Source organism: Streptomyces sp. L2, from assembly GCF_004124325.1.
GTDB lineage: Bacteria > Actinomycetota > Actinomycetes > Streptomycetales > Streptomycetaceae > Streptomyces.
Genome location: NZ_QBDT01000001.1, coordinates 6,896,966 through 6,916,314, shown reverse-complemented (window position 1 = coordinate 6,916,314; position 19,349 = coordinate 6,896,966). Strand labels below are relative to the sequence as shown.

Sequence of the window (19,349 nt, the reverse complement as noted above, 5' to 3'; positions counted from 1 at the left end):
GAGTAGTCCGGCGAGAGATCTTCGCCCTGCCGGGTGATCGTGGGTGGAGCACCTCCTGAGGTGAACCACCTTCTGACCGGCGGGCGCACGCCTGCCGGAACCCAGAAAGCAGGGACGGTTCATGGCGACTTTGTGCAGACCCTCGGTGTCGGTTCCGGAGCACGTGATCACGATGGAGGAGACGCTGGAGCTGGCCCGCTCCCGGCACGCGGACCACCCACAACTGCCGCTGGCGCTCAGGCTGATAGAGAACACGGGCGTGCGCACCAGGCACATCGTGCAGCCCATCGAGGAGACGCTGCGACATCCCGGTTTCCAGGAGCGGAACAAGGTCTACGAGGCCGAGGCCAAGGCCCGGGTGCCGGCGGTGGTCCAGCGGGCGCTCGACGACGCCGAACTGCTCACCACCGACATCGACGTGATCATCTACGTGTCGTGCACGGGCTTCATGATGCCCTCGCTCACGGCCTGGCTGATCAACTCGATGGACTTCGACAGCACCACCCGGCAACTGCCCATAGCCCAGCTGGGCTGCGCGGCCGGCGGCGCGGCGATCAACCGGGCCCATGACTTCTGCACGGCGTACCCCGACGCCAACGTGCTGATCGTGGCCTGCGAGTTCTGCTCGCTGTGCTACCAGCCCACCGACCTCGGTGTCGGCTCGCTGCTGTCCAACGGCCTGTTCGGCGACGGCATCGCCTCCGCCGTCGTACGCGGCCGCGGCGGCACCGGCGTCCACCTGGAGCGCAACGGCTCGTACCTCATCCCGAAGACCGAGGAGTGGATCGCGTACGACGTCCGCGAGACCGGGTTCCACTTCATGCTCGACAAGCGGGTGCCCACCACCATGGAGCCGCTCGCCCCGGCGCTGAAGGACCTGGCCGGCACGCACGGCTGGGACGCGTCCGACCTGGACTTCTACATCATCCACGCCGGCGGCCCCCGAATACTCGACGACCTGAGCACGTTCCTCCAGGTCGATCCGCACGCGTTCCGGTTCAGCCGGTCCACGCTCACCGAGTACGGCAACATCGCCAGCGCCGTGGTCCTGGACGCGCTGCGCCGGCTGTTCGACGAGGGCGGCGCGGCGGACCGGGCGCGCGGGCTGCTCGCCGGGTTCGGTCCCGGCATCACGGCCGAGATGACCGTCGGCCGCTGGACCAGCGCGGACGGAGACCCGCGATGACAAGTGGACCGCTCACCGAGACCCTGCCCCCGGTCCGGCACTGGCCGGCGGCCGACCTGTCCGGCACCGACTTCGACCCGGTGCTCACCGAGCTGATGGACGAGGGTCCGGTCACCCGCATCCAGCTGCCCAACGGCGAGGGCTGGGCCTGGCTGGTCACCCGGTACGACGACGTACGGCTGGTCACCAACGACCCCCGCTTCAGCCGGGAGGCGGTCATGGGCCGGCAGGTCACCCGGCTCGCCCCGCACTTCATCCCCGACCGGGGCGCGGTCGGCTTCCTCGACCCGCCCGACCACACCCGGCTACGGCGCTCGGTCGCCGCCGCGTTCACCGCGAAGGGCGTGGAACGCATCCGCGGCAAGGCGCGCGGCATGCTGGACGAGCTCGTGGACGAACTCCTCCAGGACGGACCGCCCGCCGACCTCACCCGTGCGGTGCTCAGCCCCTTCCCCATCGCGGTGATCTGCGAGCTGATGGGCGTCCCGGCCGCGGACCGGCAGAGCATGCACACCTGGACCCAGCTGATCCTGTCCTCCGCGCACGGCAAGGAGGTCAGCGAGAAGGCCAAGCGCGAGATGAGCGCCTACTTCACCGACCTGATCGGCCGGCGCGCGGGCAGCACCGCCGAGGACGTCACCTCCCTGCTGGGCGCCGCCGTGGGCCGCGACGAGATCACCATGGAGGAGGCCGTCGGCCTGGCGGTGCTGCTCCAGATCGGCGGCGAGGCGGTCACCAACAACAGCGGCCAGATGTTCCACCTGCTGCTCACCCGCCCGGACCTGGCCGAACGCCTGCGCTCGGAACCGGGGGTCCGCCCCCGGGCCATCGACGAACTCCTGCGCTACATCCCGCACCGCAACGCGGTCGGCCTGTCCCGGATCGCGCTGGAGGACGTGGAGATCGCCGGCACCCTCATCCGCGAGGGCGACGCCATCTACGTCTCCTACCTGGCCGCCAACCGCGACCCGGACGTCTTCCCCGACCCGGAGACGATCGACGTCACCCGCAGCCCCAACCCGCACGTGGCCTTCGGCTTCGGCCCGCACTACTGCCCCGGCGGCATGCTGGCCCGCCTGGAGTCGGAACTCCTCGTCGACGCCCTGCTGGACCGGATCCCCAGCCTGAGGCTCGCGGTGCACCCGGACCAGGTGCCGTTCAAGAAGGGCGCGTTGATCCGCGGTCCCGAGGCCCTCCCGGTGGCGTGGTGAGCCCGCGATGACGACGACCGAGGGGCTGCTCGTCCCGCCGGGCCACGGCCGCGTCGTCCAGGCACCGGCCCAGCGCGTGACCTTCAAGGTCACCGGCACCCACTCCCGGACGGCCTCCACCTTCGAGGTGGAGGTCCCGCCCGGCTTCGACGTGGGCGCCCATGTGCACACCCGCAGCGAGGAGCTGTTCTACGTCCTGGACGGTGAACTGGACGTCCTCGCCTTCGAGCCCCGCGTCCGCACCCCCGACAACTGGCAGCGCTGGGAGTCGACTTCGGGCAACCGCGTGGTCCGGGCCACCCCGGGCACCCTCATCGTCGTCCCCCCCGGCTGCCCCCACGCCTTCGCCAACCCGACGAACACCCCGGCAAGGATGTTCTTCCAGGCCAGCCCCCCGCCCGACCACGAGCGCTACTTCGAGGAACTACTGGAGATCCTGAGCGAGGGCGGCCCCCCGGATCACGAGGCGATCGAGGCCCTTCGAAGCAAGTACGACATAGAGCAACTCACACCTCTGAGACACCGGTGAGGACACCCACCCAGGGGCGCGGGGAACTGCGCGACAAGCCACGACGAACCGTCAGCCCGAATCGCACAGAACCCCCACGGCGCTACCGAATAGCCATCCCGGACAAGGTCCGCGCAATCACCAGCCGCTGAACCTCACTGGTCCCTTCAAAGATCGTGTAGATCGCCGAATCCCGATGCATCCGCTCCACCGGATACTCCCGCGTATACCCGTTCCCCCCCAGAATCTGAATCGCCTGCGCGGACACCTTCTTCGCCGTCTCGCTCGCGAACAGCTTCGACATCGACCCCTCGGCCGCGGTGAACGGCTTCCCGTTCACGGCCATCCACGACGCCCGCCACACCAGCAGCCGCGCAGCGTCGATCTGCGTCCGCATGTCGGCCAGCTGGAAGGCGACGCCCTGGTTGTCGATGATCGGCCGGCCGAACTGCTCGCGGGTCTTGGCGTAGTCGAGGGCGACCTCGTACGCGGCCCGGGCCGTGCCCACGGCCATCGCGCCCACCGCCGGCCGCGAGGCCTCGAACGTGGCCATCGCCGCGTTCTTCACGCGCTCGCCGCCGCCGGCCTTCGCCCGCTCGCGGGCCCGGGCCAGGCGCTCGTCCAGCTTCTCCTTGCCGCCGAGCAGGCAGGAACCGGGCACGCGGACGTTGTCGAGGATGACCTCAGCGGTGTGGGAGGCGCGGATGCCGTGCTTCTTGAACTTCTGGCCCTGGGAGCAGCCCTCGGTGCCCGGCGGGATGATGAAGGACGCGTGCCCCTTGGAGCCCAGCTCGGGGTCGACGACCGCGACGACGACGTGGACGTTGGCGATGCCGCCGTTGGTCGCCCAGGTCTTGGTGCCGTTGATCACCCACTCGTCCTTGGCCTCGTCGTACACCGCGCGGGTGCGCATGGAGGCGACGTCGGAGCCGGCGTCGGGCTCGGAGGAGCAGAACGCGGCGACCTTGACGTCGTTGGCGTCGCCGTACATCTGCGGGATCCACGTGCCGATCTGTTCCTCGGTACCGTTGGCGAGAACGCCCACGGCGGCCAGGCCGGTGCCCACAATGGAGAGGGCGATGCCCGCGTCGCCCCAGAACAGCTCCTCCATCGCCATCGGGATACCGAGCCCGGTGGGGTCGAAGTACTGCTGGGCGTAGAAATCGAGGGAGTAGATGCCGACCTTCGCGGCCTCCTGGATGACCGGCCAGGGAGTCTCCTCGCGCTCGTCCCATTCGGCGGCGGCGGGGCGGATCACGTCGGCCGCGAAGCCATGGAGCCAGTCCCGGACTTCCTTCTGTTCGTCGTTCAGCTCCATGGTGAACTCGGCCATGACCCCTCCAGCGGCGATGCAAGCGTTGTTACTAACGGTAACACCAGTCTGTTACTCACCAGTAGGAAAAGTCAACTCCCGATGACGCCTCGGCCTCCGCCTCGGCATCCCGTTCGATGTCAGGGGCCCCGTCAGTGCTAGTTTGCGCTGGCGTCACCGAAACAGCATGGGTGGGGAGAGCACATGAACACCACACAGCGGACCGATCAGCAGCGGTCCGCCGACCGCCGACGGCGCGAGTTGCTGGAGGCCGCGGACCGGGTGGTGCTGCGCGACGGACCGCAGGCGTCGATGAACGCCATCGCCGCGGAAGCCGGGATCACGAAGCCGATCCTCTACCGCCACTTCGGGGACAAGAGCGGCCTTTACGCGGCCTTGGCCAAGCGGCACACCGACGCCCTGCTGAACTCGCTGCGGGCGGCGCTGGACGCTCCCGCCGACCGGCGCGAGCGGGTGGAGTCCACGCTGGACACCTACCTCGCCGCGATCGAGGCCCGGCCCCAGGTGTACCGGTTCCTGATGCACCCCTCCGAGGGCAGCGCGGGCAGCGACCAGGGGTTCGACCTCGGCAAGCACTCGGCCCCGCTGCTGCGGCGGATGGGCGAGGAACTGGCCCAGGTGATCGAGGAGCGGCTGGACCTCGGCCCCGGCAGCCAGCAGCTGGCGCGGGTGTGGGGGCACGGGATCGTCGGCATGATGCACGCGGCCGGCGACTGGTGGCTCGGGGAGCGGCCGTGCGGCCGGAGCGAGTTGGTGCGGTCCCTGGCCGACCTGCTGTGGGGCCGCCTCGCGGCGGCCGGAGACCGCGTCGGCGGCCCCGGCTTCTGACACCCGGAGCCTTTAGAGCTGCCCCGCACTCGCCCGGTGCCACGGCGCCCGGGTGATCTGCCTCGCCGACCTGCGGCGCCGCCACCCCGTGAGGTGATCGACGTACAGCCGGCCCTCCACGTGGTCGCACTCGTGCTGCAGACACCGCGCGAAGAAGCCCGTGCCATGCACGGTGACCGGCTCCCCCGTCACCGTGCGGCCCTCGACCACCGCGTGGTCGTACCGCTCGGTGCCCGCCTCCAGGCCCGGGAGGGACAGGCAGCCCTCCGGGCCGCGGAGCACCACGCCGTCGGCCGCCACCAGCCGCGGGTTCACCACGTGCCCTACGTGGCGGACGTCCTCGTCGTCCGGGCAGTCGTAGACGAAGACCCGCAGCGGGACCCCGATCTGGTTCGCGGCCAGGCCCACTCCCGGCGCCGCGTACATGGTCGCGAACAAGTCCTCCACCAAGTCCGCCAGTTCGGGGCCGAAATCGGTGACGTCCCGGCAGGGCTCCCGCAGGACCGGGTCACCGAGCAGGGAAAGAGGACGGACTCGCCCGCGGGCGCCCGGAATGGAACCGTGTCGCATGGCGGCAAGGGTACGGTTCCCTCGGCCCGCACGAGCCGCGCGGGTACGGGCCGGGATTCGGGTGTGGATACGGATCTCGATAGGCTTCACGCACACACCACGTGCCGGACGAGCTTCAGGCGCGGCGCGTACGCAAGGAGGATCGAGAACTGATGGCAGGCAACTCGGACCCGCTCTCGCCGCGGGCCAAGCTGGCCGTGACCGCGGGCAAGGCGGTCGCTGCGGCATCGCGCGCCGCGGGGCGCGGCAGCGGGTCGGTGATCGGTGGCCGGGTCGCGCTGAGACTCGACCCCGACCTGCTCGCCCGGCTCGCCCAGCACCTGGACGTCGTCCTGGTGTCGGCGACCAACGGCAAGACGACGACCACCCGGCTGATCGCGGAGGCGCTGCGCGCCGCGGGCCCGGTCGTGTCGAACGCGCTCGGCGCCAACATGCCGGCCGGTATCACCTCCGCGCTCGCGGGCGGCTCGGACGCGAAGTTCGGTGTCATCGAGGTCGACGAGAAGTACCTCGCCGGTGTGGCCCGGGACACCAGCCCGAAGTGCATCGCCCTGCTGAACCTCTCCCGCGACCAGCTCGACCGCGCCGCCGAGACCCGGATGCTCGCCGAGAACTGGCGCGAGGGGCTGGCAGGGTCCAAGGCGGTCATCGTCGCCAACGCCGACGACCCGCTCGTGGTGTGGGCCGCCTCCTCCTCCCCTAACGTGATCTGGGTCGCCGCCGGCCAGATGTGGAAGGACGACGCCTGGTCCTGCCCGTCCTGCGGCGGCGTGATGCAGCGCCCCGGCGACGACTGGTTCTGCGGTGAGTGCGGCTTCCGCCGGCCGACGCCGAGCTGGGCCCTGAACGGCGACCACGTCCTCGACCCGCACGGGTCCGCCTGGCCGATCCACCTGCAGCTGCCGGGCCGGGCCAACAAGGCGAACGCGGCCAGCTCCGCGGCCGTCGCCGCCGTGTTCGGGGTGCCCCCGCAGGTCGCCCTGGAGCGGATGTACCAGGTGCAGGCCGTGGCCGGGCGGTACGACGTCGTCCAGTTCCAGGGGCGTGACCTGCGGCTGCTGCTGGCGAAGAACCCGGCCGGCTGGCTGGAGACGTTCTCCCTGATCGATCCGCCGCCCACCCCGGTGATCCTGTCCGTGAACGCGCGCGGGGCCGACGGCACCGACACGTCCTGGCTGTGGGACGTCGACTACACGCGGCTGACCGGCCACCCGATCTTCGTCATCGGTGACCGCAAGCTCGACCTCGCGGTGCGCCTGGAGGTCGCGAACCAGCACTTCCAGGTCTGCGAGAACCTCGACCAGGCCGTGCAGACGGCCCCGCCGGGACGTATCGAGGTCATCGCGAACTACACCGCGTTCCAGGACCTGCGCCGCCGCGTCGGCAACTGATCAGGAGAAGGACGATCACCTCATGAGCGACAACCAACTGCGGCTGGTGTGGATCTACCCGGACCTGCTGAGCACCTACGGCGACCAGGGCAACGCGCTCGTCGTGGAGCGCCGGGCGCGGCAGCGGGGCCTGGACGTGGCCCGGCTCGATGTGCGCAGTGACCAGCCGATCCCGACCTCCGGTGACATCTACCTGATCGGCGGCGGCGAGGACCGGCCGCAGCGGCTCGCGGCCGAGCGGCTGCGCCGCGACGGCCATCTGCACCGGGCGGTGGAGAACGGCGCGATCCTGTTCTCGGTGTGCGCCGGCTACCAGATCCTCGGGCACGAGTTCATCAACGACCTCGGCCAGCGCGAGCCCGGCCTCGGCCTGCTCGACGTGGTGTCGGTGCGCGGCGAGGGCGAGCGGTGCGTCGGCGATGTCCTCGGGGACATCGACCCGCAGCTCGGCCTGCCCCAGCTGACCGGTTTCGAGAACCACCAGGGCGTCACCCACCTCGGTCCCACCGCCCGCCCCTTCGCCCAGGTCCGGCTGGGCCGGGGCAACGGCACCGGGGACGGCACGGAGGGCGCGTACAACGGGACGGTCTTCGGCACCTACATGCACGGCCCGGTGCTCGCCCGCAACCCGCAGATCGCCGACCTGCTGCTGAAGCTGGCGCTGGACGTCAACGCGCTGCCGCCGATCGACGACCGGTGGTACGAGGCGCTGCGGGGCGAGCGCATCGCCGCCGCGCAGCAGCCTGCGTGATCGCCCTTCGTCCGGCTCGCCTCCCGGCCGCCGCGCAAGCGGCGTCTCAGCGGCGTCTCAGCAGCGCTTCAGCGGGTTCCGGCAGGCTCGTGGTGGGCCCGCCTGACGGCCTGTCCGCTCACATGTGCGGGCACGTCCAGCAGGCGGACGCCCGCTACGGACCCACCCCCTCACGCCGGTAGGGTGGCCGGGAACCCGCCGGACGACGTGGTCCGGTTTTTCCGGCCCACGTTGAGAAGGTAAATCGGGCTATGCGCATTGGTGTCCTCACGTCAGGCGGCGACTGCCCCGGCCTGAACGCCGTCATCCGGTCCGTCGTGCACCGCGCCGTCGTCGACCACGGCGACGAGGTCATCGGATTCCGGGACGGCTGGAAGGGCCTCCTGGAGTGCGACTATCTGAAGCTCGACCTGGACGCCGTGGGCGGCATCCTGGCCCGCGGCGGCACCATCCTCGGCTCCTCCCGGGTCCGTCCCGAGCATCTGCGGGACGGCGTGGAGCGGGCCCGGGGGCACGTCGCCGAGCTCGGCCTGGACGCGATCATCCCGATCGGCGGCGAGGGCACCCTGAAGGCGGCCCGCCTGCTGTCGGACAACGGGCTGCCCATCGTGGGCGTGCCCAAGACCATCGACAACGACATCGCCGTCACCGACGTCACCTTCGGTTTCGACACCGCGGTGGGCGTCGCCACGGAGGCCCTGGACCGGCTGAAGACCACCGCCGAGTCCCACCAGCGCATGCTGATCGTGGAGGTCATGGGCCGGCACACCGGCTGGATCGCCCTGCACTCCGGCATGGCGGCCGGCGCCCACGCCATCGTCGTACCCGAACGGCCCTTCGACATCGACGAGTTGGCCCGGAAGGTCGGCGCGCGGTTCGAGGCGGGCAAGCGGTTCGCGATCGTCGTCGCGGCGGAGGGCGCCAAGCCCCGGCCCGGCTCCATGGAGTTCGACGAGGGTGGCAAGGACATCTACGGCCACGAGCGCTTCGCGGGGATCGCGCGGCAGCTGTCGGTCGAGCTGGAGCACCGGCTCGGCAAGGAGGCCCGGCCGGTGATCCTCGGGCACGTGCAGCGGGGTGGGACGCCGACGGCGTACGACAGGGTGCTGGCGACGCGGTTCGGGTGGCATGCGGTGGAGGCGGTGCATCGGGGGGAGTTCGGGGGGATGACCGCGTTGCGGGGGACCGAGATCGTGATGGTGCCGCTGGCGGAGGCAGTGGAGTCTCTCAAGACCGTGCCGGCCGCGCGGTATGAGGAAGCGGAGTGCGTTCTTTAGGGGGCGCGCCGTAGGGGTTCCGTTTCGTTGCCGGGTGCGGGTGCGTCGTGGTTGTTCGCGCCCACGCGGCGGAGCCGCACACCGATACAGCCCCGCGCCCCTTTGGGGGCGCTGAAGCGGGACCCGGTCGAAGAGGGGAGCGGAGCTGGTTCTAGTCTTGGGGCGGACAAGTCGCGCAACCCCCCTCGAAATGGAGCCGGTGGATGGATCACGGGCACGGCATGGTGATGGATCTGCCGCCGTTCACGCTGGGACGGGGGCTCCAGTGGTCGGCGGATCCGTTCTTCCTCGTCGGCTGTCTGCTCGGGCTCGGGCTGTACGCGTGGGGTGTGGTGCGGCTGGTGCGGCGGGGAGACGCCTGGCCGGTGGGCCGTACGGTGTCGTACGTCATCGGCGTGCTGACCGTCGCCCTGATGATGTGCACCAGGCTGAACGACTACGGCATGGTCATGTTCAGCGTGCACATGGTGCAGCACATGGTGATCAGCATGCTGTCGCCGATCCTGATCCTGCTCGGCGCCCCGGTCACGCTCGCGCTGCGGGCGCTGCCGACCGCCGGGAAGGGCCGCAAGGGGCCGCGTGAGCTGCTGCTGGCGCTGCTGCACAGCCGGTACATGCGGATCATCACCCACCCGGTGTTCACGATCCCGCTGTTCATCGCGAGCCTGTACGGGCTGTACTTCACTCCCCTGTTCGACCTGCTGATGGGGTCGAAGGCCGGGCACGTGGCGATGATGGTGCACTTCCTCGCCGTGGGTGTGGTGTTCTTCTGGCCGATCATCGGCGTCGACCCGGGCCCGCACCGGCCCGGGTACCTGATGCGGATGCTGGAGCTGTTCGCGGGCATGCCGTTCCACGCGTTCTTCGGTATCGCGCTGATGATGGCGTCGACGCCGATGGTGGAGACCTTCAAGCACCCGTCGGCCTCGCTCGGCATCGACGCGCTGGCCGACCAGAACGCGGCCGGCGGCATCGCCTGGGCGTTCAGCGAGGTCCCCTCGGTGCTGGTGCTGATCGCGCTGCTGTTCCAGTGGTACGGCTCCGAGCAGCGGCAGGCCAAGCGCAAGGACCGGGCCGCCGACCGGGACGGTGACAAGGAGCTGGAGGCGTACAACGCCTATCTGGCCGCGCTCCGCGCGCGCGAGGGCTGAGTACGGGGTATGCCCTTGGGGCGGGAGTCGCGGCACCATGGTGGGGTCGGCCCATGAGGAGGGTGTCGCGATGCCCGGTTCCACGAACGGTTCTCTGCACGGCTCCACGCACGGCTCCACGCACGGTTCCACCAAGACGATGGGGGCGCTGACCGTCGGCGGGCTCGTCGTCGTGACGGCCTACACGGTCGCGTTCGGCAGCAACGGCTGGCTGTGGTTCGGCTGGGTGGTGCTGGGACTGCTGACGCTCGCCATGGTCGTCACCCAGTCGTAGGGCGGTCCGCGCGACCAGTCCGGCCCGGGGTCACTACAGTGCCCGCATGAACAGCAGGAACGTCTCGTTCGACGATCTCGACCGGAGGATCGTCAACGCCCTGATGGCGAACGCCAGGACCAGCTTCGCCGAGATCGGTGCCGCGATCGGGCTGTCGTCCACCGCGGTGAAGCGGCGCGTGGACCGGCTGCGGGAGACAGAGGTGATCACCGGGTTCACCGCGACGGTGCAGCCCTCGGCGCTGGGCTGGCGCACGGAGGCGTACGTCGAGGTGTACTGCGAGGGCGCGGCCCCGCCCCGGCGGCTCGCGGGGGTGGTCCGCAATCATCCGGAGATCACGGCGGCCATGACGGTGACCGGCGGCGCGGACGCGCTGCTGCACGTGCGGGCGCGGGACGTGGAGCACTTCGAGGAGGTGCTGGAGCGGATCCGCGCCGAGCCGTTCATCCGCAAGACGATCAGCGTGATGGTGCTGTCCCACCTGCTGCCGGACAGTCCGGAGGCGGGGGCCACGCAGGCCGCACCGCAATGACCTCGGGCTGAACCGCACGATGCGCAGAAGTCCTGCGTCCCGTCCCGCGAAGACGCAGCAATCCTGCGCAGGTGCGCAGTATTCCTTTCTTGTCGCGGCCCGGCCCGGGTTCTTACCGTTGGTGTCACCCCTTGGTGACACACAGAAAGCGGAGGGAACCCTCTGTGCTCGAACGTCGTGTGCCGCGCGCTCGGCGCTTCCTGGTCTGCGAACCCAGACACTTCGCCGTGCAGTACGCGATCAATCCCTGGATGCATCCCGACACACCCGTCGACGTGGACCTCGCCCAGGAGCAGTGGCAGGCGCTGATCGGCGCCTACCGCTCCCACGGCCATACCGTCGAGGCGGTCGAGCCGGCGCCGGACCTGCCGGACATGGTCTTCTCCGCGAACGCGGCGTTCATGGTCGGCGGCCGGGTCTTCGGCTCCCTGTTCCACGCGCCCGAGCGGCGTCCGGAGTCGCTCCACTACGACACCTGGTTCAAGGCGGCGGGCTACGACGTCCACCGGCCGGAGTCGGTGTCCGAGGGCGAGGGCGACCTGGTCTGGACCGGCCGCTACGTGCTCGCCGGCACCGGGTTCCGCACCTCCCGTGAGGCCCATCGCGAGGCACAGGAGTTCCTCGGCCATCCCGTGGTCAGCCTGACCCTGGTGGACCCGTACTTCTACCACCTGGACACGGCGCTGTTCGTGCTGGACGACGACAACATCGTGTACTACCCGGAGGCCTTCTCGCCCGGGAGCCGCGAGGTGCTGAGGCGGCTGTACCCGGACGCCGTGCTCGCCACCCGCGACGACGCGATGGCGTTCGGGCTGAACTCGGTGTCCGACGGCCGCCACGTCTTCATCGCCCCCCGGGCCGAGGCGCTGGCCGAGCGCCTGGCCGGCCAAGGTTACGTCCCCGTCCCCGTCGACCTGTCGGAGTTCCACAAGGCCGGCGGTGGCATCAAGTGCTGCACCCAGGAGATCCGCTGATGACCGCACCCGCGCGCACGCGCACGTCCGCCGACCTGATCCGTGCGGAGGAGCCGGTCCTCGCACACAACTACCACCCGCTGCCCGTGGTCGTCGCCGGCGCCGAGGGCACCTGGGTGGAGGACGTCGACGGCCGCCGCTACCTCGACATGCTGGCCGGCTACTCGGCCCTCAACTTCGGCCACCGGCACCCGGCGCTGGTCCAGGCGGCCCACGAGCAGCTCGACCGGCTGACGCTGACCTCCCGCGCCTTCCACAACGACCGGCTCGCCGAGTTCGCCGAGCGGCTCGCGGAGCTGACCGGCCTGGAGATGGTGCTGCCGATGAACACCGGCGCGGAGGCGGTGGAGAGCGGCATCAAGGTGGCCCGCAAATGGGCGTACGACGTGAAGGGCGTCCCCGCCGACCGGGCAACGATCGTCGTCGCGGCGGAGAACTTCCACGGCCGTACGACGACCATCGTGAGCTTCTCCACGGACGAGACGGCCCGGGCCGGCTTCGGGCCGTTCACGCCCGGCTTCAAAATCGTGCCCTACAACGACCTGGCCGCGCTGGAGGAGGCGGTCGACGAGACGACGGCCGCGGTGCTGATCGAGCCGATCCAGGGCGAGGCCGGCGTCATCATCCCGGACGAGGGCTACCTCGCGGGGGTGCGGGAGCTGACCCGGCGCAAGGGCTGCCTGTTCATCGCGGACGAGATCCAGTCCGGACTCGGCCGCACGGGCCGCACCCTCGCCGTCGAGCACGAGGACGTCGTCCCGGACGTGCTGCTGCTCGGCAAGGCGCTGGGCGGCGGCATCGTGCCGGTGTCGGCAGTGGTGGCCCGGCGCGAGGTGCTGGGTGTGCTGCACCCGGGCGAGCACGGCTCCACGTTCGGCGGCAACCCGCTGGCCGCGGCGGTGGGCACGGCGGTGGTCGAACTGCTGGAGACCGGCGAGTACCAGCGGCGGGCGGCCGAGCTCGGCGTGATCCTGCGCGGCGGGCTGACCGAGCTGGTCGGCAAGGGCGTGGTCGGCTTCCGCTCGCGCGGGCTGTGGGCGGGTGTCGACGTCGACCCGGCCATCGGTACGGGCCGCGAGATCAGCGAACGGCTGATGCGGGAGGGGATCCTCGTCAAGGACACGCACGGCTCGACGATCCGGCTGGCCCCGCCGCTGACGATCACGGCCGAGGAACTGCGCTCGGCGCTGGCCTCGCTGGAGAAGGTGCTCGGCGCGAGCGGCTGACCCGGGGCGTGAGACCGGGCGTCGTGAGACGCGGGACGGCGCCCGTCGGCGGAGTGGTCCGTCGACGGACGCCGTTCGGCCGTGGTGGCCGCGTGCCTCGTCCTCTCAGGCGGCGGGAGGGGTGGCGAAGGGGGCGCTCCAGGTCTGGTTGGGCTGGTGCGCGCCGCAGGTGTAGGTGGTGACGGCGGCGCTCTTGTCGCCGACGGCACCCCCGTTGACGTCCAGACAGACGCCGTTGCTGCGCAGCTGCCCCGCCCGGTTATAGCTCCACACCTGCTTGGCGTCGGACGCGTCGCAGTTCGCCAGCGTCAGGCCGGTGCCGTCACCGGACAGGCACAGGGACTTGCTCCGGTAGTTGGCGATGGTGCCGTTGGCGTTGCGGATCCAGGCCTGGTTGTCGCCGCCGTGGCAGTCGTACAGGGCGACCTTGCTGCCGGCCGTCGAGCCGTAGGCGTCCAGGCAGAGGGCCTCGTGCTGGAAGCCGGTCTGCGGCGGCTGGATCTGCCCGGTCGGGGTGGCCCCGCCACAGGTGCCGGGGTCGATCGTGTACATCACGTTGTCGTGGGAGCCGATCGTCGCCGTGATCGAGTCGGTCACGCCGGTGTTCGTGTGCTTCCACAGGTCACGGGCGGTCCGCGTGCAGCCGAGGTTGCCGAAGCCGACCTTGCCGAGGTCGAGCCGGTAGGTGGTGGCCGAGGCGTTCTTGTTGACGACGACCACGGCCCGCTTGCCGCCGGCGAGCGGCTTGACGACGACGTCGATGCCGGAGGTGGCCGACGGGGTGTGGGCGACGAGGTAGCCGCCCGCGCCGAGGTCGTCCTGGTCGACGCCGATGATGTCCTGGTTCTTCAGGATGGCGAGCTGCTCGGCGTACGCCGTCGGGTCGGCGGCCATCTTGCGCACGTCGGTGCTGAGCATGAGCGGGGAGCCCAGCGCCGACCAGACGGCGAACTGGGTGCGCTGCTCGGGCAGGGTGAGCTGGTTGTTGTCGCCGATCAGCAGCATGTCGGCGTCGTTGACGTTGCCGGGGCTGTTGTAGCGGGCGAGGGGGACGTCGTCGAGGAAGTTCTGGTAGACGCCGCCCTCGTAGTAGTCGCCGCCGTGCGGCCAGTTCCAGGCGTTGCTGGTGTTGGCGTGCCAGACGGAGATGTCCGGGCCGATGCGCCACATCTGGCCGAGGCCGCGGACCCAGTCCATCTCGTCGTACTTCTCGGACGAGCCGGGCCCGGCGCCGGCGGGTGCGGACTCGTTTAGGAGGATCTTGCGGGTCTTGTTCGCGGTGGCGGTGTCCAGGGCTTTCGCGAACTTCGTCAGCTCCGCCTGGCGGTTGTCGTAGGTGGTGCCGCAGTTGTCGACCTTGATCGAGTCGATGCCCCAGTACGCCAGCGAGTCGGCGTCGGCCTGTTCGTGCCCCATGATGCCGCCGGGGACGCCCTGGCAGGTGTTGGCGCCGGAGGTGGTGTAGAGGCCGGCGTCCATGCCGAGGCTGTGCAGGTGGTCGGCGTAGCCGGTGAGTTCGTAGTCGAAGCCGGGCTGGCTGCTGCTGCCCCAGTGGGTGGCTCCGTGCAGGTAGCCGGCCGAGGTGCGCTGCATCCAGCAGTCGTCGACGGTGAGGTTCTTGTAGCCGGCCGCGACGAGGCCGGTGTCCTTCATGGCCTCGGCCTGGTCCTCCATGAACTGCTGGAAGGAGTAGCCGTCCGTCGTTCCGTCCAGCCGGGCCTGGGCCTGACAGGTGAACCGGGCCCAGTCGTTGAAGCCCATCATGGGCTTGACGCCGATGGGGGTGCTCGTGTTGGCGGCCACCGGGTCCGCCTGTGCCGTGGTCGGTGCGATGAACAGGGTGCCGGCGGCGATCACCGCGGCAGCTGCGGCCGTACCGGCCAGTTGGCGCCGTCTCATGGGGGTCTCCAGGAAGAGGAGCGAGAGGGATGCGCGAGGGAAGCTTTGCAAGAATGTGATTGATTCCATGCAGCATCGCGCAGGTTCCGCCAAAGAGTGCGCCAAGCCGAGGGGCACGTCAAGAGCCGGCGGGTGACCGTTCGGTCAGACGGCGGTCACCCTGACGCCCGCCTCCGTCAGGCGGTCCGTCATCTCGCCGGACATCCGGGCGTCCGTGACCAGCGTGTCGACCCGGTCGAGACCGCAGATGCGGGCGAAGGCGCGCCGCCCGAGCTTCGAGGAGTCCGCGACGACCACGACCCGGTGCGCCCGCTCGGCGAAGCGCCTGCTGACGCCGGCCTCGTCCTCCTGGTGGGCCATGATCCCCAGGTGCGCGTCCATCCCGTCGATGCCCAGCACCGCCACGTCGAGGACGACCTCGTCGAGGACCCCGGTGGTCAGCGGGCCGACCAGTTCGAAGCTCTGCGGCCGGGCCACTCCGCCGGTGGTCACGATCTTGATCTGCGGCCGTACGGCGAGTTCGCCGGCGATGTTCAGCGCGTTGGTCACCACGGTGAGCGCGGGTGATGTGCCGCCGGCCTCCAGCCCGCCGGCGCGGACCGCGAGGGTGCGGGCGACCTCCGTGGTGGTGGTGCCGCCGTTGAGTCCGACCACCGCGCCCTCGCCGACCAGGTCGGCGGCGGCGGCCGCGATGCGCTGCTTCTCGGACGCGTGGCGGGACGACTTGTAGCGCAGCGGCAGTTCGTAGGAGACCCCGTGGGCGATCGCGCCCCCGCGGGTGCGCACCAGCATCTGCTGCTCGGCGAGTTCGTCGAGGTCACGGCGGATCGTGGCGGTGGAGACGTCGAGCGCGACCGCGGCTTCCTCCACATCCACCCGCCCATGGGCGGCCATCAGCTCCATCAGGGCGTTCCAGCGGTCGGGCTTGGACATGGTCTGAACTCCTCACGAACGGGTGGCTTGCTCAATCATGCATGGAAGTCGCGAGAAACAAACAACTCTTGACATCAACTGCGCATGTGGGCCACCGTTCGTGCATCAGTCCCCCAGCAGGGACCACTACCGGTTCGTGAAAGAGGCGGTCTTTGCCATGAACAAGCGCGTACTCGCCCTGTCCGTCGCCTGCGCGGTGGGCGCGCTCACCCTCTCCGCCTGTGGTGGCGGCGGGAGCGGATCGGCGGACGGCACCGTGACGCTCAAGCTGGTCGCCGCGGACTACGGCGACAAGGCGTCCAACAGCTCCACGCTCTACTGGAAGGACGTGGCGAAGAGGTTCACCGCCGCCAACCCCAAGATCAGGGTGGACGTCCAGGTCATCAACTGGAACGACATCGACGCCCAGGTCAAGACGATGATCCAGAGCGGCAACATGCCCGACGTCCTCCAGACGGGCGGCTACGCCGACAAGGTCTCCGACGACCTGCTGTACAAGGCGGACGACGTGCTGTCGGTGGGAACCCAGGCCGACCTGATCGACAGCTTCGCGAAGGCGGGCGAGGTCAAGGGGGTCCAGTACGGCATCCCGTTCGTGTCCTCGTCGCGCACCCTGTTCTACAACAAGGCGATCTTCAAGAAGGCCGGGATCGCCAAGGCGCCGCAGAACTGGGCCGAGTTGAAGGCCGACGCCGAGAAGATCAAGGCGAAGGTCCCCGGGGTCACGCCGTACGCGCTGCCGCTCGGCCCCGAGGAGGCCCAGGGCGAGAGCCTCATCTGGGAGCTGGGCAACGGCGGCGGCTACACCGACTCCTCCGGCGCGTACACGCTGAACAGCCCCCAGAACATCGATACGTTCAAGTGGCTGAAGTCCAACCTCGTCGACCCCGGCCTGACCTACGCCCACCCCGCCACCACCGACCGCAAGACCGCCTTCGCGGACTTCGCCGCCGGCAAGGCCGCGATGCTCAACGGCCACCCGTCCCTGATCCAGATGGCGAAGGACGGCAAGATCGACTACGGCACCGCGCCCATCCCGGGCAGGACCGGCCCGCTGAAGTCCACGCTCGGTGTCGCCGACTGGATGATGGCGTTCAAGGACAATGGCCACCAGGCGCAGATCAGGAAGTTCCTCGACTTCGCGTACTCCAAGGAGAACACGCTCAAGTTCGACGAGACCTACAACCTGATGCCGGTCACCGAGGACACGCTGGCCGAGATGCGGTCGAACGGCAAGCACGACGACCTGAAGCCGTTCTTCGCCCAGCTGCCGGACGCCGTCTTCTACCCGCTGGGCGACACCAGTTGGGACGCCGTCTCCGCCGAGATCAAGAAGAACGGCGGCACTGCGGTCGACGGCGACCCCGCGAAGGTCCTGGGCGACCTGCAGAAGTCGGCCGAGGCCGCCAAGGCCGACCAGTAGTCCGCTCGTCCACCCCGCACGACCGCAGACACCGGAAGGTCCTCGTGTCCACCCACTCGTCCACCTCGCCGGCCCGCGGCGCCCGGAGCGCCGGCACGCCCCGGCGCTCCGGGTTCGCCCGGCTCGGACCGCTCCCCTGGATCGGCCCCGCCGTCCTGCTCATCCTGCTGGTCGTCGTCTGGCCCGTCGTCGAGATGGTGCGGACCTCGTTCCTGCGCATCAGCATCAGCGGATTCGTCCGCGGCTCGGCCGGATTCGGCAAGTACGAGAAGCTTTTCGACGAGTCCTCGCTGTCCTCCGTGCTGCTGGCCACCGTCGTCTGGACGCTGGTCGTCGTGGCGGTGACCATGGTGGTCTCGCTGGCGCTGGCCCAGCTGTTCAACCAGAGGTTCCCCGGCCGCCGCGTCACCCGCTGGGCGCTCATCGCCCCCTGGGCGGCCTCCGTGGTCATGACGGCCATCGGCTTCAAGTGGATGCTGAACCAGACCGCCGGCGTCTTGAACACTCTGATGACCGACCTCGGCCTGATCGACGGTCCCAAGGACTGGCTCGGCGAGCCCAGCACGGCCTGGCCGTGGATGATGTTCGTCGCCGTCTTCGTCTCCCTGCCGTTCACGACGTACACCCTGCTGGCCGGTCTGCAGACCGTGCCGGAGGAGGTGTACGAGGCCGCACGGGTGGACGGCACCGGCACCTGGCAGACCTACTGGCGGATCACGCTCCCGCTGCTGCGCCCGGCGTTCCTGGTGGGCGTGGTCATCAACCTGATCAACGTCTTCAACTCGTTCCCGGTCATCTGGAGCATGACCCACGGCGGTCCGGCCAGTGACACGGCCACCACCACGGTCTTCATGTACCAGCTCAAGGACTCCGACATCGGCGAGTCCGCGGCGATGTCCGTCGTCAACTTCGCCCTGGTCGTGATCATGGTGGTCGCGTTCCTGAAGGCCGGCCGCTGGAACGAGGAGGAGAGCTGATGGCCCAGCAGACCGCCGCCCCCGCGGCCCGCACCGCCGCGGCGAACCGCAGCACACCGAAGGCGCGGGCCGCCTCCCGGCCACGCCGTGGACCGCGCCCGCGCACGCTCGTCATCGCCTCCGTGGCCTGGCTGCTCGCCGCCGTCTTCCTCCTGCCGTACGCCGAGATGGTGATCACGGCGCTCCGGCCGGCCGACGAACTGCGCGATCCGTCGTATCTGCCGGACCACTTCGCCTGGTCGAACTTCATCGACGTCTGGCACGAGTCGAACCTCGGCGCGAACCTGCGGGTGACCCTGCTCGTCGCCTTCGGCTCCACCCTGCTGGTCCTGCTGGTCGCGCTGCCCGCCGCGTACTACACGGCCCGGACCCGCTACCGCGGCCGCAAGCTGTTCCTGCTGCTGGTCCTGGTCACCCAGATGTTCCAGCCGACGTCCCTGCTGGTGGGCCTGTACCGCGAGTTCTACCAGTTCGGCATGCTCAACTCGGCGTGGACGCTGGTCCTGTGCAACGCCGCGTTCAACCTGGCGTTCGCCATCTGGATCCTGACGGCCTACATCGGCTCCATCCCGGTCGCCCTGGAAGAGTCCGGGATGATCGACGGGCTGAGCCGCGTCGGCGCCCTGGTCCGGATCACGCTGCCGCTGGCGCTGCCCGGCGTGGTCACCGCGATGATCTTCACCTTCATCGCCGCCTGGAACGAGTTCGTGATGGGCCTGACCCTCTCGACCGTCCCGGAGAGCCAGCCGCTCACCGTCGGCATCAACAGCTTCATCGGCAACTACACCGTGCAGTGGAACTACCTCTTCGCCGGCTCGGTGATCGCCATCGTGCCGGTCGTCGTCCTCTTCGCCCTCATCGAGCGCAAGGTGGTCTCCGGCCTGACGGCCGGATCCGTCAAGTAG

General features: G+C 69.9%; 19 protein-coding genes. 15 read left to right on the top strand and 4 right to left on the bottom strand.

The features are described from left to right. The first annotated feature begins 121 nt into the window (after nucleotides 1-121). The 3 genes from DBP14_RS31010 to DBP14_RS31000 are packed head-to-tail and all read left to right on the top strand — an operon-like array spanning nucleotide 122 to nucleotide 2,926. The gene (locus DBP14_RS31010) at nucleotides 122-1,186 is read left to right on the top strand and encodes a type III polyketide synthase (RefSeq protein ID WP_129310754.1); all 1,065 of its coding nucleotides are present in this window, start codon (nucleotides 122-124) and stop codon (nucleotides 1,184-1,186) included. Then, entirely contained in the window at nucleotides 1,183-2,397 is a 1,215-nt protein-coding gene (locus tag DBP14_RS31005; RefSeq protein WP_129310752.1) for a cytochrome P450, read from the top strand. Before DBP14_RS31010 ends, DBP14_RS31005 begins: the two co-directional genes overlap by 4 nt. Before the next feature lie 7 nt (nucleotides 2,398-2,404). Then, nucleotides 2,405-2,926: a cupin domain-containing protein gene (locus tag DBP14_RS31000; RefSeq protein WP_129310750.1), complete on the top strand. Its 522-nt coding sequence runs from the start codon at nucleotides 2,405-2,407 to the stop codon at nucleotides 2,924-2,926. A gap of 82 nt (nucleotides 2,927-3,008) precedes the next feature. On the opposite strand, the gene DBP14_RS30995 is transcribed toward DBP14_RS31000, so the two are convergent. After that, nucleotides 3,009-4,238, bottom strand: coding sequence for an acyl-CoA dehydrogenase family protein (locus tag DBP14_RS30995; protein ID WP_129310748.1), 1,230 nt, complete (start codon nucleotides 4,236-4,238; stop codon nucleotides 3,009-3,011). 183 nt (nucleotides 4,239-4,421) lie between these two features. Here DBP14_RS30995 and DBP14_RS30990 point away from each other — a divergent pair, with 183 nt between their 5' ends. Then, nucleotides 4,422-5,066 carry a TetR family transcriptional regulator gene (locus DBP14_RS30990; RefSeq protein ID WP_129310746.1) on the top strand — a complete coding sequence of 215 codons (645 nt, stop codon included), beginning with the start codon at nucleotides 4,422-4,424 and terminating at the stop codon, nucleotides 5,064-5,066. A gap of 12 nt (nucleotides 5,067-5,078) precedes the next feature. On the opposite strand, the gene def is transcribed toward DBP14_RS30990, so the two are convergent. Further along, complete coding sequence (gene def / locus DBP14_RS30985; protein WP_129310744.1) at nucleotides 5,079-5,636, bottom strand: peptide deformylase; 558 nt, start codon at nucleotides 5,634-5,636, stop codon at nucleotides 5,079-5,081. Nucleotides 5,637-5,788: 152 nt separating this feature from the next. Here def and DBP14_RS30980 point away from each other — a divergent pair, with 152 nt between their 5' ends. The 8 genes from DBP14_RS30980 (at nucleotide 5,789) to rocD (ending at nucleotide 13,212) form a co-directional block, all read left to right on the top strand. Then, nucleotides 5,789-7,027, top strand: coding sequence for a MurT ligase domain-containing protein (locus tag DBP14_RS30980; RefSeq protein WP_129310742.1), 1,239 nt, complete (start codon nucleotides 5,789-5,791; stop codon nucleotides 7,025-7,027). A 22-nt stretch (nucleotides 7,028-7,049) separates the two neighbouring features. Then, complete coding sequence (locus DBP14_RS30975; protein ID WP_129310740.1) at nucleotides 7,050-7,778, top strand: glutamine amidotransferase; 729 nt, start codon at nucleotides 7,050-7,052, stop codon at nucleotides 7,776-7,778. Between the two features lie 251 nt (nucleotides 7,779-8,029). After that, nucleotides 8,030-9,055 (top strand): 6-phosphofructokinase, encoded by a 1,026-nt coding sequence (locus DBP14_RS30970; protein WP_129310738.1) that lies wholly within the window; start codon nucleotides 8,030-8,032, stop codon nucleotides 9,053-9,055. 203 nt (nucleotides 9,056-9,258) lie between these two features. Next, nucleotides 9,259-10,206, top strand: coding sequence for a cytochrome c oxidase assembly protein (locus tag DBP14_RS30965; protein ID WP_129310736.1), 948 nt, complete (start codon nucleotides 9,259-9,261; stop codon nucleotides 10,204-10,206). Nucleotides 10,207-10,276: 70 nt separating this feature from the next. After that, the gene (locus DBP14_RS30960; protein ID WP_164992442.1) at nucleotides 10,277-10,480 is read left to right on the top strand and encodes a hypothetical protein; all 204 of its coding nucleotides are present in this window, start codon (nucleotides 10,277-10,279) and stop codon (nucleotides 10,478-10,480) included. Between the two features lie 46 nt (nucleotides 10,481-10,526). Then, nucleotides 10,527-11,012: an Lrp/AsnC family transcriptional regulator gene (locus DBP14_RS30955; RefSeq protein WP_129310732.1), complete on the top strand. Its 486-nt coding sequence runs from the start codon at nucleotides 10,527-10,529 to the stop codon at nucleotides 11,010-11,012. Nucleotides 11,013-11,176: 164 nt separating this feature from the next. Beyond that, entirely contained in the window at nucleotides 11,177-11,986 is an 810-nt protein-coding gene (gene ddaH, locus DBP14_RS30950) for a dimethylargininase (protein WP_129310731.1), read from the top strand. Next, complete coding sequence (rocD, locus tag DBP14_RS30945) at nucleotides 11,986-13,212, top strand: ornithine--oxo-acid transaminase (protein ID WP_129310729.1); 1,227 nt, start codon at nucleotides 11,986-11,988, stop codon at nucleotides 13,210-13,212. Before ddaH ends, rocD begins: the two co-directional genes overlap by 1 nt. A 105-nt stretch (nucleotides 13,213-13,317) precedes the next feature. Here rocD and DBP14_RS30940 read toward each other — a convergent pair whose 3' ends face one another. After that, nucleotides 13,318-15,111 carry a ricin-type beta-trefoil lectin domain protein gene (locus DBP14_RS30940; RefSeq protein WP_164992441.1) on the bottom strand — a complete coding sequence of 598 codons (1,794 nt, stop codon included), beginning with the start codon at nucleotides 15,109-15,111 and terminating at the stop codon, nucleotides 13,318-13,320. A gap of 144 nt (nucleotides 15,112-15,255) precedes the next feature. Beyond that, nucleotides 15,256-16,044, bottom strand: a complete 789-nt coding sequence (locus DBP14_RS30935; protein ID WP_129310725.1) for a DeoR/GlpR family DNA-binding transcription regulator — start codon at nucleotides 16,042-16,044, stop codon at nucleotides 15,256-15,258. A gap of 157 nt (nucleotides 16,045-16,201) precedes the next feature. On the opposite strand from DBP14_RS30935, the gene DBP14_RS30930 reads away from it, so the two are divergent. Genes DBP14_RS30930 through DBP14_RS30920 form a run of 3 tightly spaced genes read left to right on the top strand, consistent with a single transcriptional unit; the run spans nucleotide 16,202 to nucleotide 19,349 of the window. Beyond that, on the top strand, nucleotides 16,202-17,467 hold the full coding sequence (locus DBP14_RS30930) for an extracellular solute-binding protein (protein WP_129310723.1): 1,266 nt from the start codon (nucleotides 16,202-16,204) through the stop codon (nucleotides 17,465-17,467). A gap of 44 nt (nucleotides 17,468-17,511) precedes the next feature. Continuing rightward, nucleotides 17,512-18,444 (top strand): sugar ABC transporter permease, encoded by a 933-nt coding sequence (locus DBP14_RS30925; protein ID WP_129310721.1) that lies wholly within the window; start codon nucleotides 17,512-17,514, stop codon nucleotides 18,442-18,444. Then, nucleotides 18,444-19,349 (top strand): carbohydrate ABC transporter permease, encoded by a 906-nt coding sequence (locus DBP14_RS30920; RefSeq protein ID WP_129310720.1) that lies wholly within the window; start codon nucleotides 18,444-18,446, stop codon nucleotides 19,347-19,349. Before DBP14_RS30925 ends, DBP14_RS30920 begins: the two co-directional genes overlap by 1 nt.

What these genes read in the sequence shown, in the direction of transcription:
- DBP14_RS31010 (WP_129310754.1), top strand. Translation starts at nt 122, where the DNA reads ATGGCGACTTTGTGCAGACCCTCGGTGTCGGTTCCGGAGCACGTGATC.
- DBP14_RS31005 (WP_129310752.1), top strand. Translation starts at nt 1,183, where the DNA reads ATGACAAGTGGACCGCTCACCGAGACCCTGCCCCCGGTCCGGCACTGG.
- DBP14_RS31000 (WP_129310750.1), top strand. Translation starts at nt 2,405, where the DNA reads ATGACGACGACCGAGGGGCTGCTCGTCCCGCCGGGCCACGGCCGCGTC.
- DBP14_RS30995 (WP_129310748.1), bottom strand. Translation starts at nt 4,238, where the DNA reads ATGGCCGAGTTCACCATGGAGCTGAACGACGAACAGAAGGAAGTCCGG.
- DBP14_RS30990 (WP_129310746.1), top strand. Translation starts at nt 4,422, where the DNA reads ATGAACACCACACAGCGGACCGATCAGCAGCGGTCCGCCGACCGCCGA.
- def (WP_129310744.1), bottom strand. Translation starts at nt 5,636, where the DNA reads ATGCGACACGGTTCCATTCCGGGCGCCCGCGGGCGAGTCCGTCCTCTT.
- DBP14_RS30980 (WP_129310742.1), top strand. Translation starts at nt 5,789, where the DNA reads ATGGCAGGCAACTCGGACCCGCTCTCGCCGCGGGCCAAGCTGGCCGTG.
- DBP14_RS30975 (WP_129310740.1), top strand. Translation starts at nt 7,050, where the DNA reads ATGAGCGACAACCAACTGCGGCTGGTGTGGATCTACCCGGACCTGCTG.
- DBP14_RS30970 (WP_129310738.1), top strand. Translation starts at nt 8,030, where the DNA reads ATGCGCATTGGTGTCCTCACGTCAGGCGGCGACTGCCCCGGCCTGAAC.
- DBP14_RS30965 (WP_129310736.1), top strand. Translation starts at nt 9,259, where the DNA reads ATGGATCACGGGCACGGCATGGTGATGGATCTGCCGCCGTTCACGCTG.
- DBP14_RS30960 (WP_164992442.1), top strand. Translation starts at nt 10,277, where the DNA reads ATGCCCGGTTCCACGAACGGTTCTCTGCACGGCTCCACGCACGGCTCC.
- DBP14_RS30955 (WP_129310732.1), top strand. Translation starts at nt 10,527, where the DNA reads ATGAACAGCAGGAACGTCTCGTTCGACGATCTCGACCGGAGGATCGTC.
- rocD (WP_129310729.1), top strand. Translation starts at nt 11,986, where the DNA reads ATGACCGCACCCGCGCGCACGCGCACGTCCGCCGACCTGATCCGTGCG.
- DBP14_RS30940 (WP_164992441.1), bottom strand. Translation starts at nt 15,111, where the DNA reads ATGAGACGGCGCCAACTGGCCGGTACGGCCGCAGCTGCCGCGGTGATC.
- DBP14_RS30935 (WP_129310725.1), bottom strand. Translation starts at nt 16,044, where the DNA reads ATGTCCAAGCCCGACCGCTGGAACGCCCTGATGGAGCTGATGGCCGCC.
- DBP14_RS30930 (WP_129310723.1), top strand. Translation starts at nt 16,202, where the DNA reads ATGAACAAGCGCGTACTCGCCCTGTCCGTCGCCTGCGCGGTGGGCGCG.
- DBP14_RS30920 (WP_129310720.1), top strand. Translation starts at nt 18,444, where the DNA reads ATGGCCCAGCAGACCGCCGCCCCCGCGGCCCGCACCGCCGCGGCGAAC.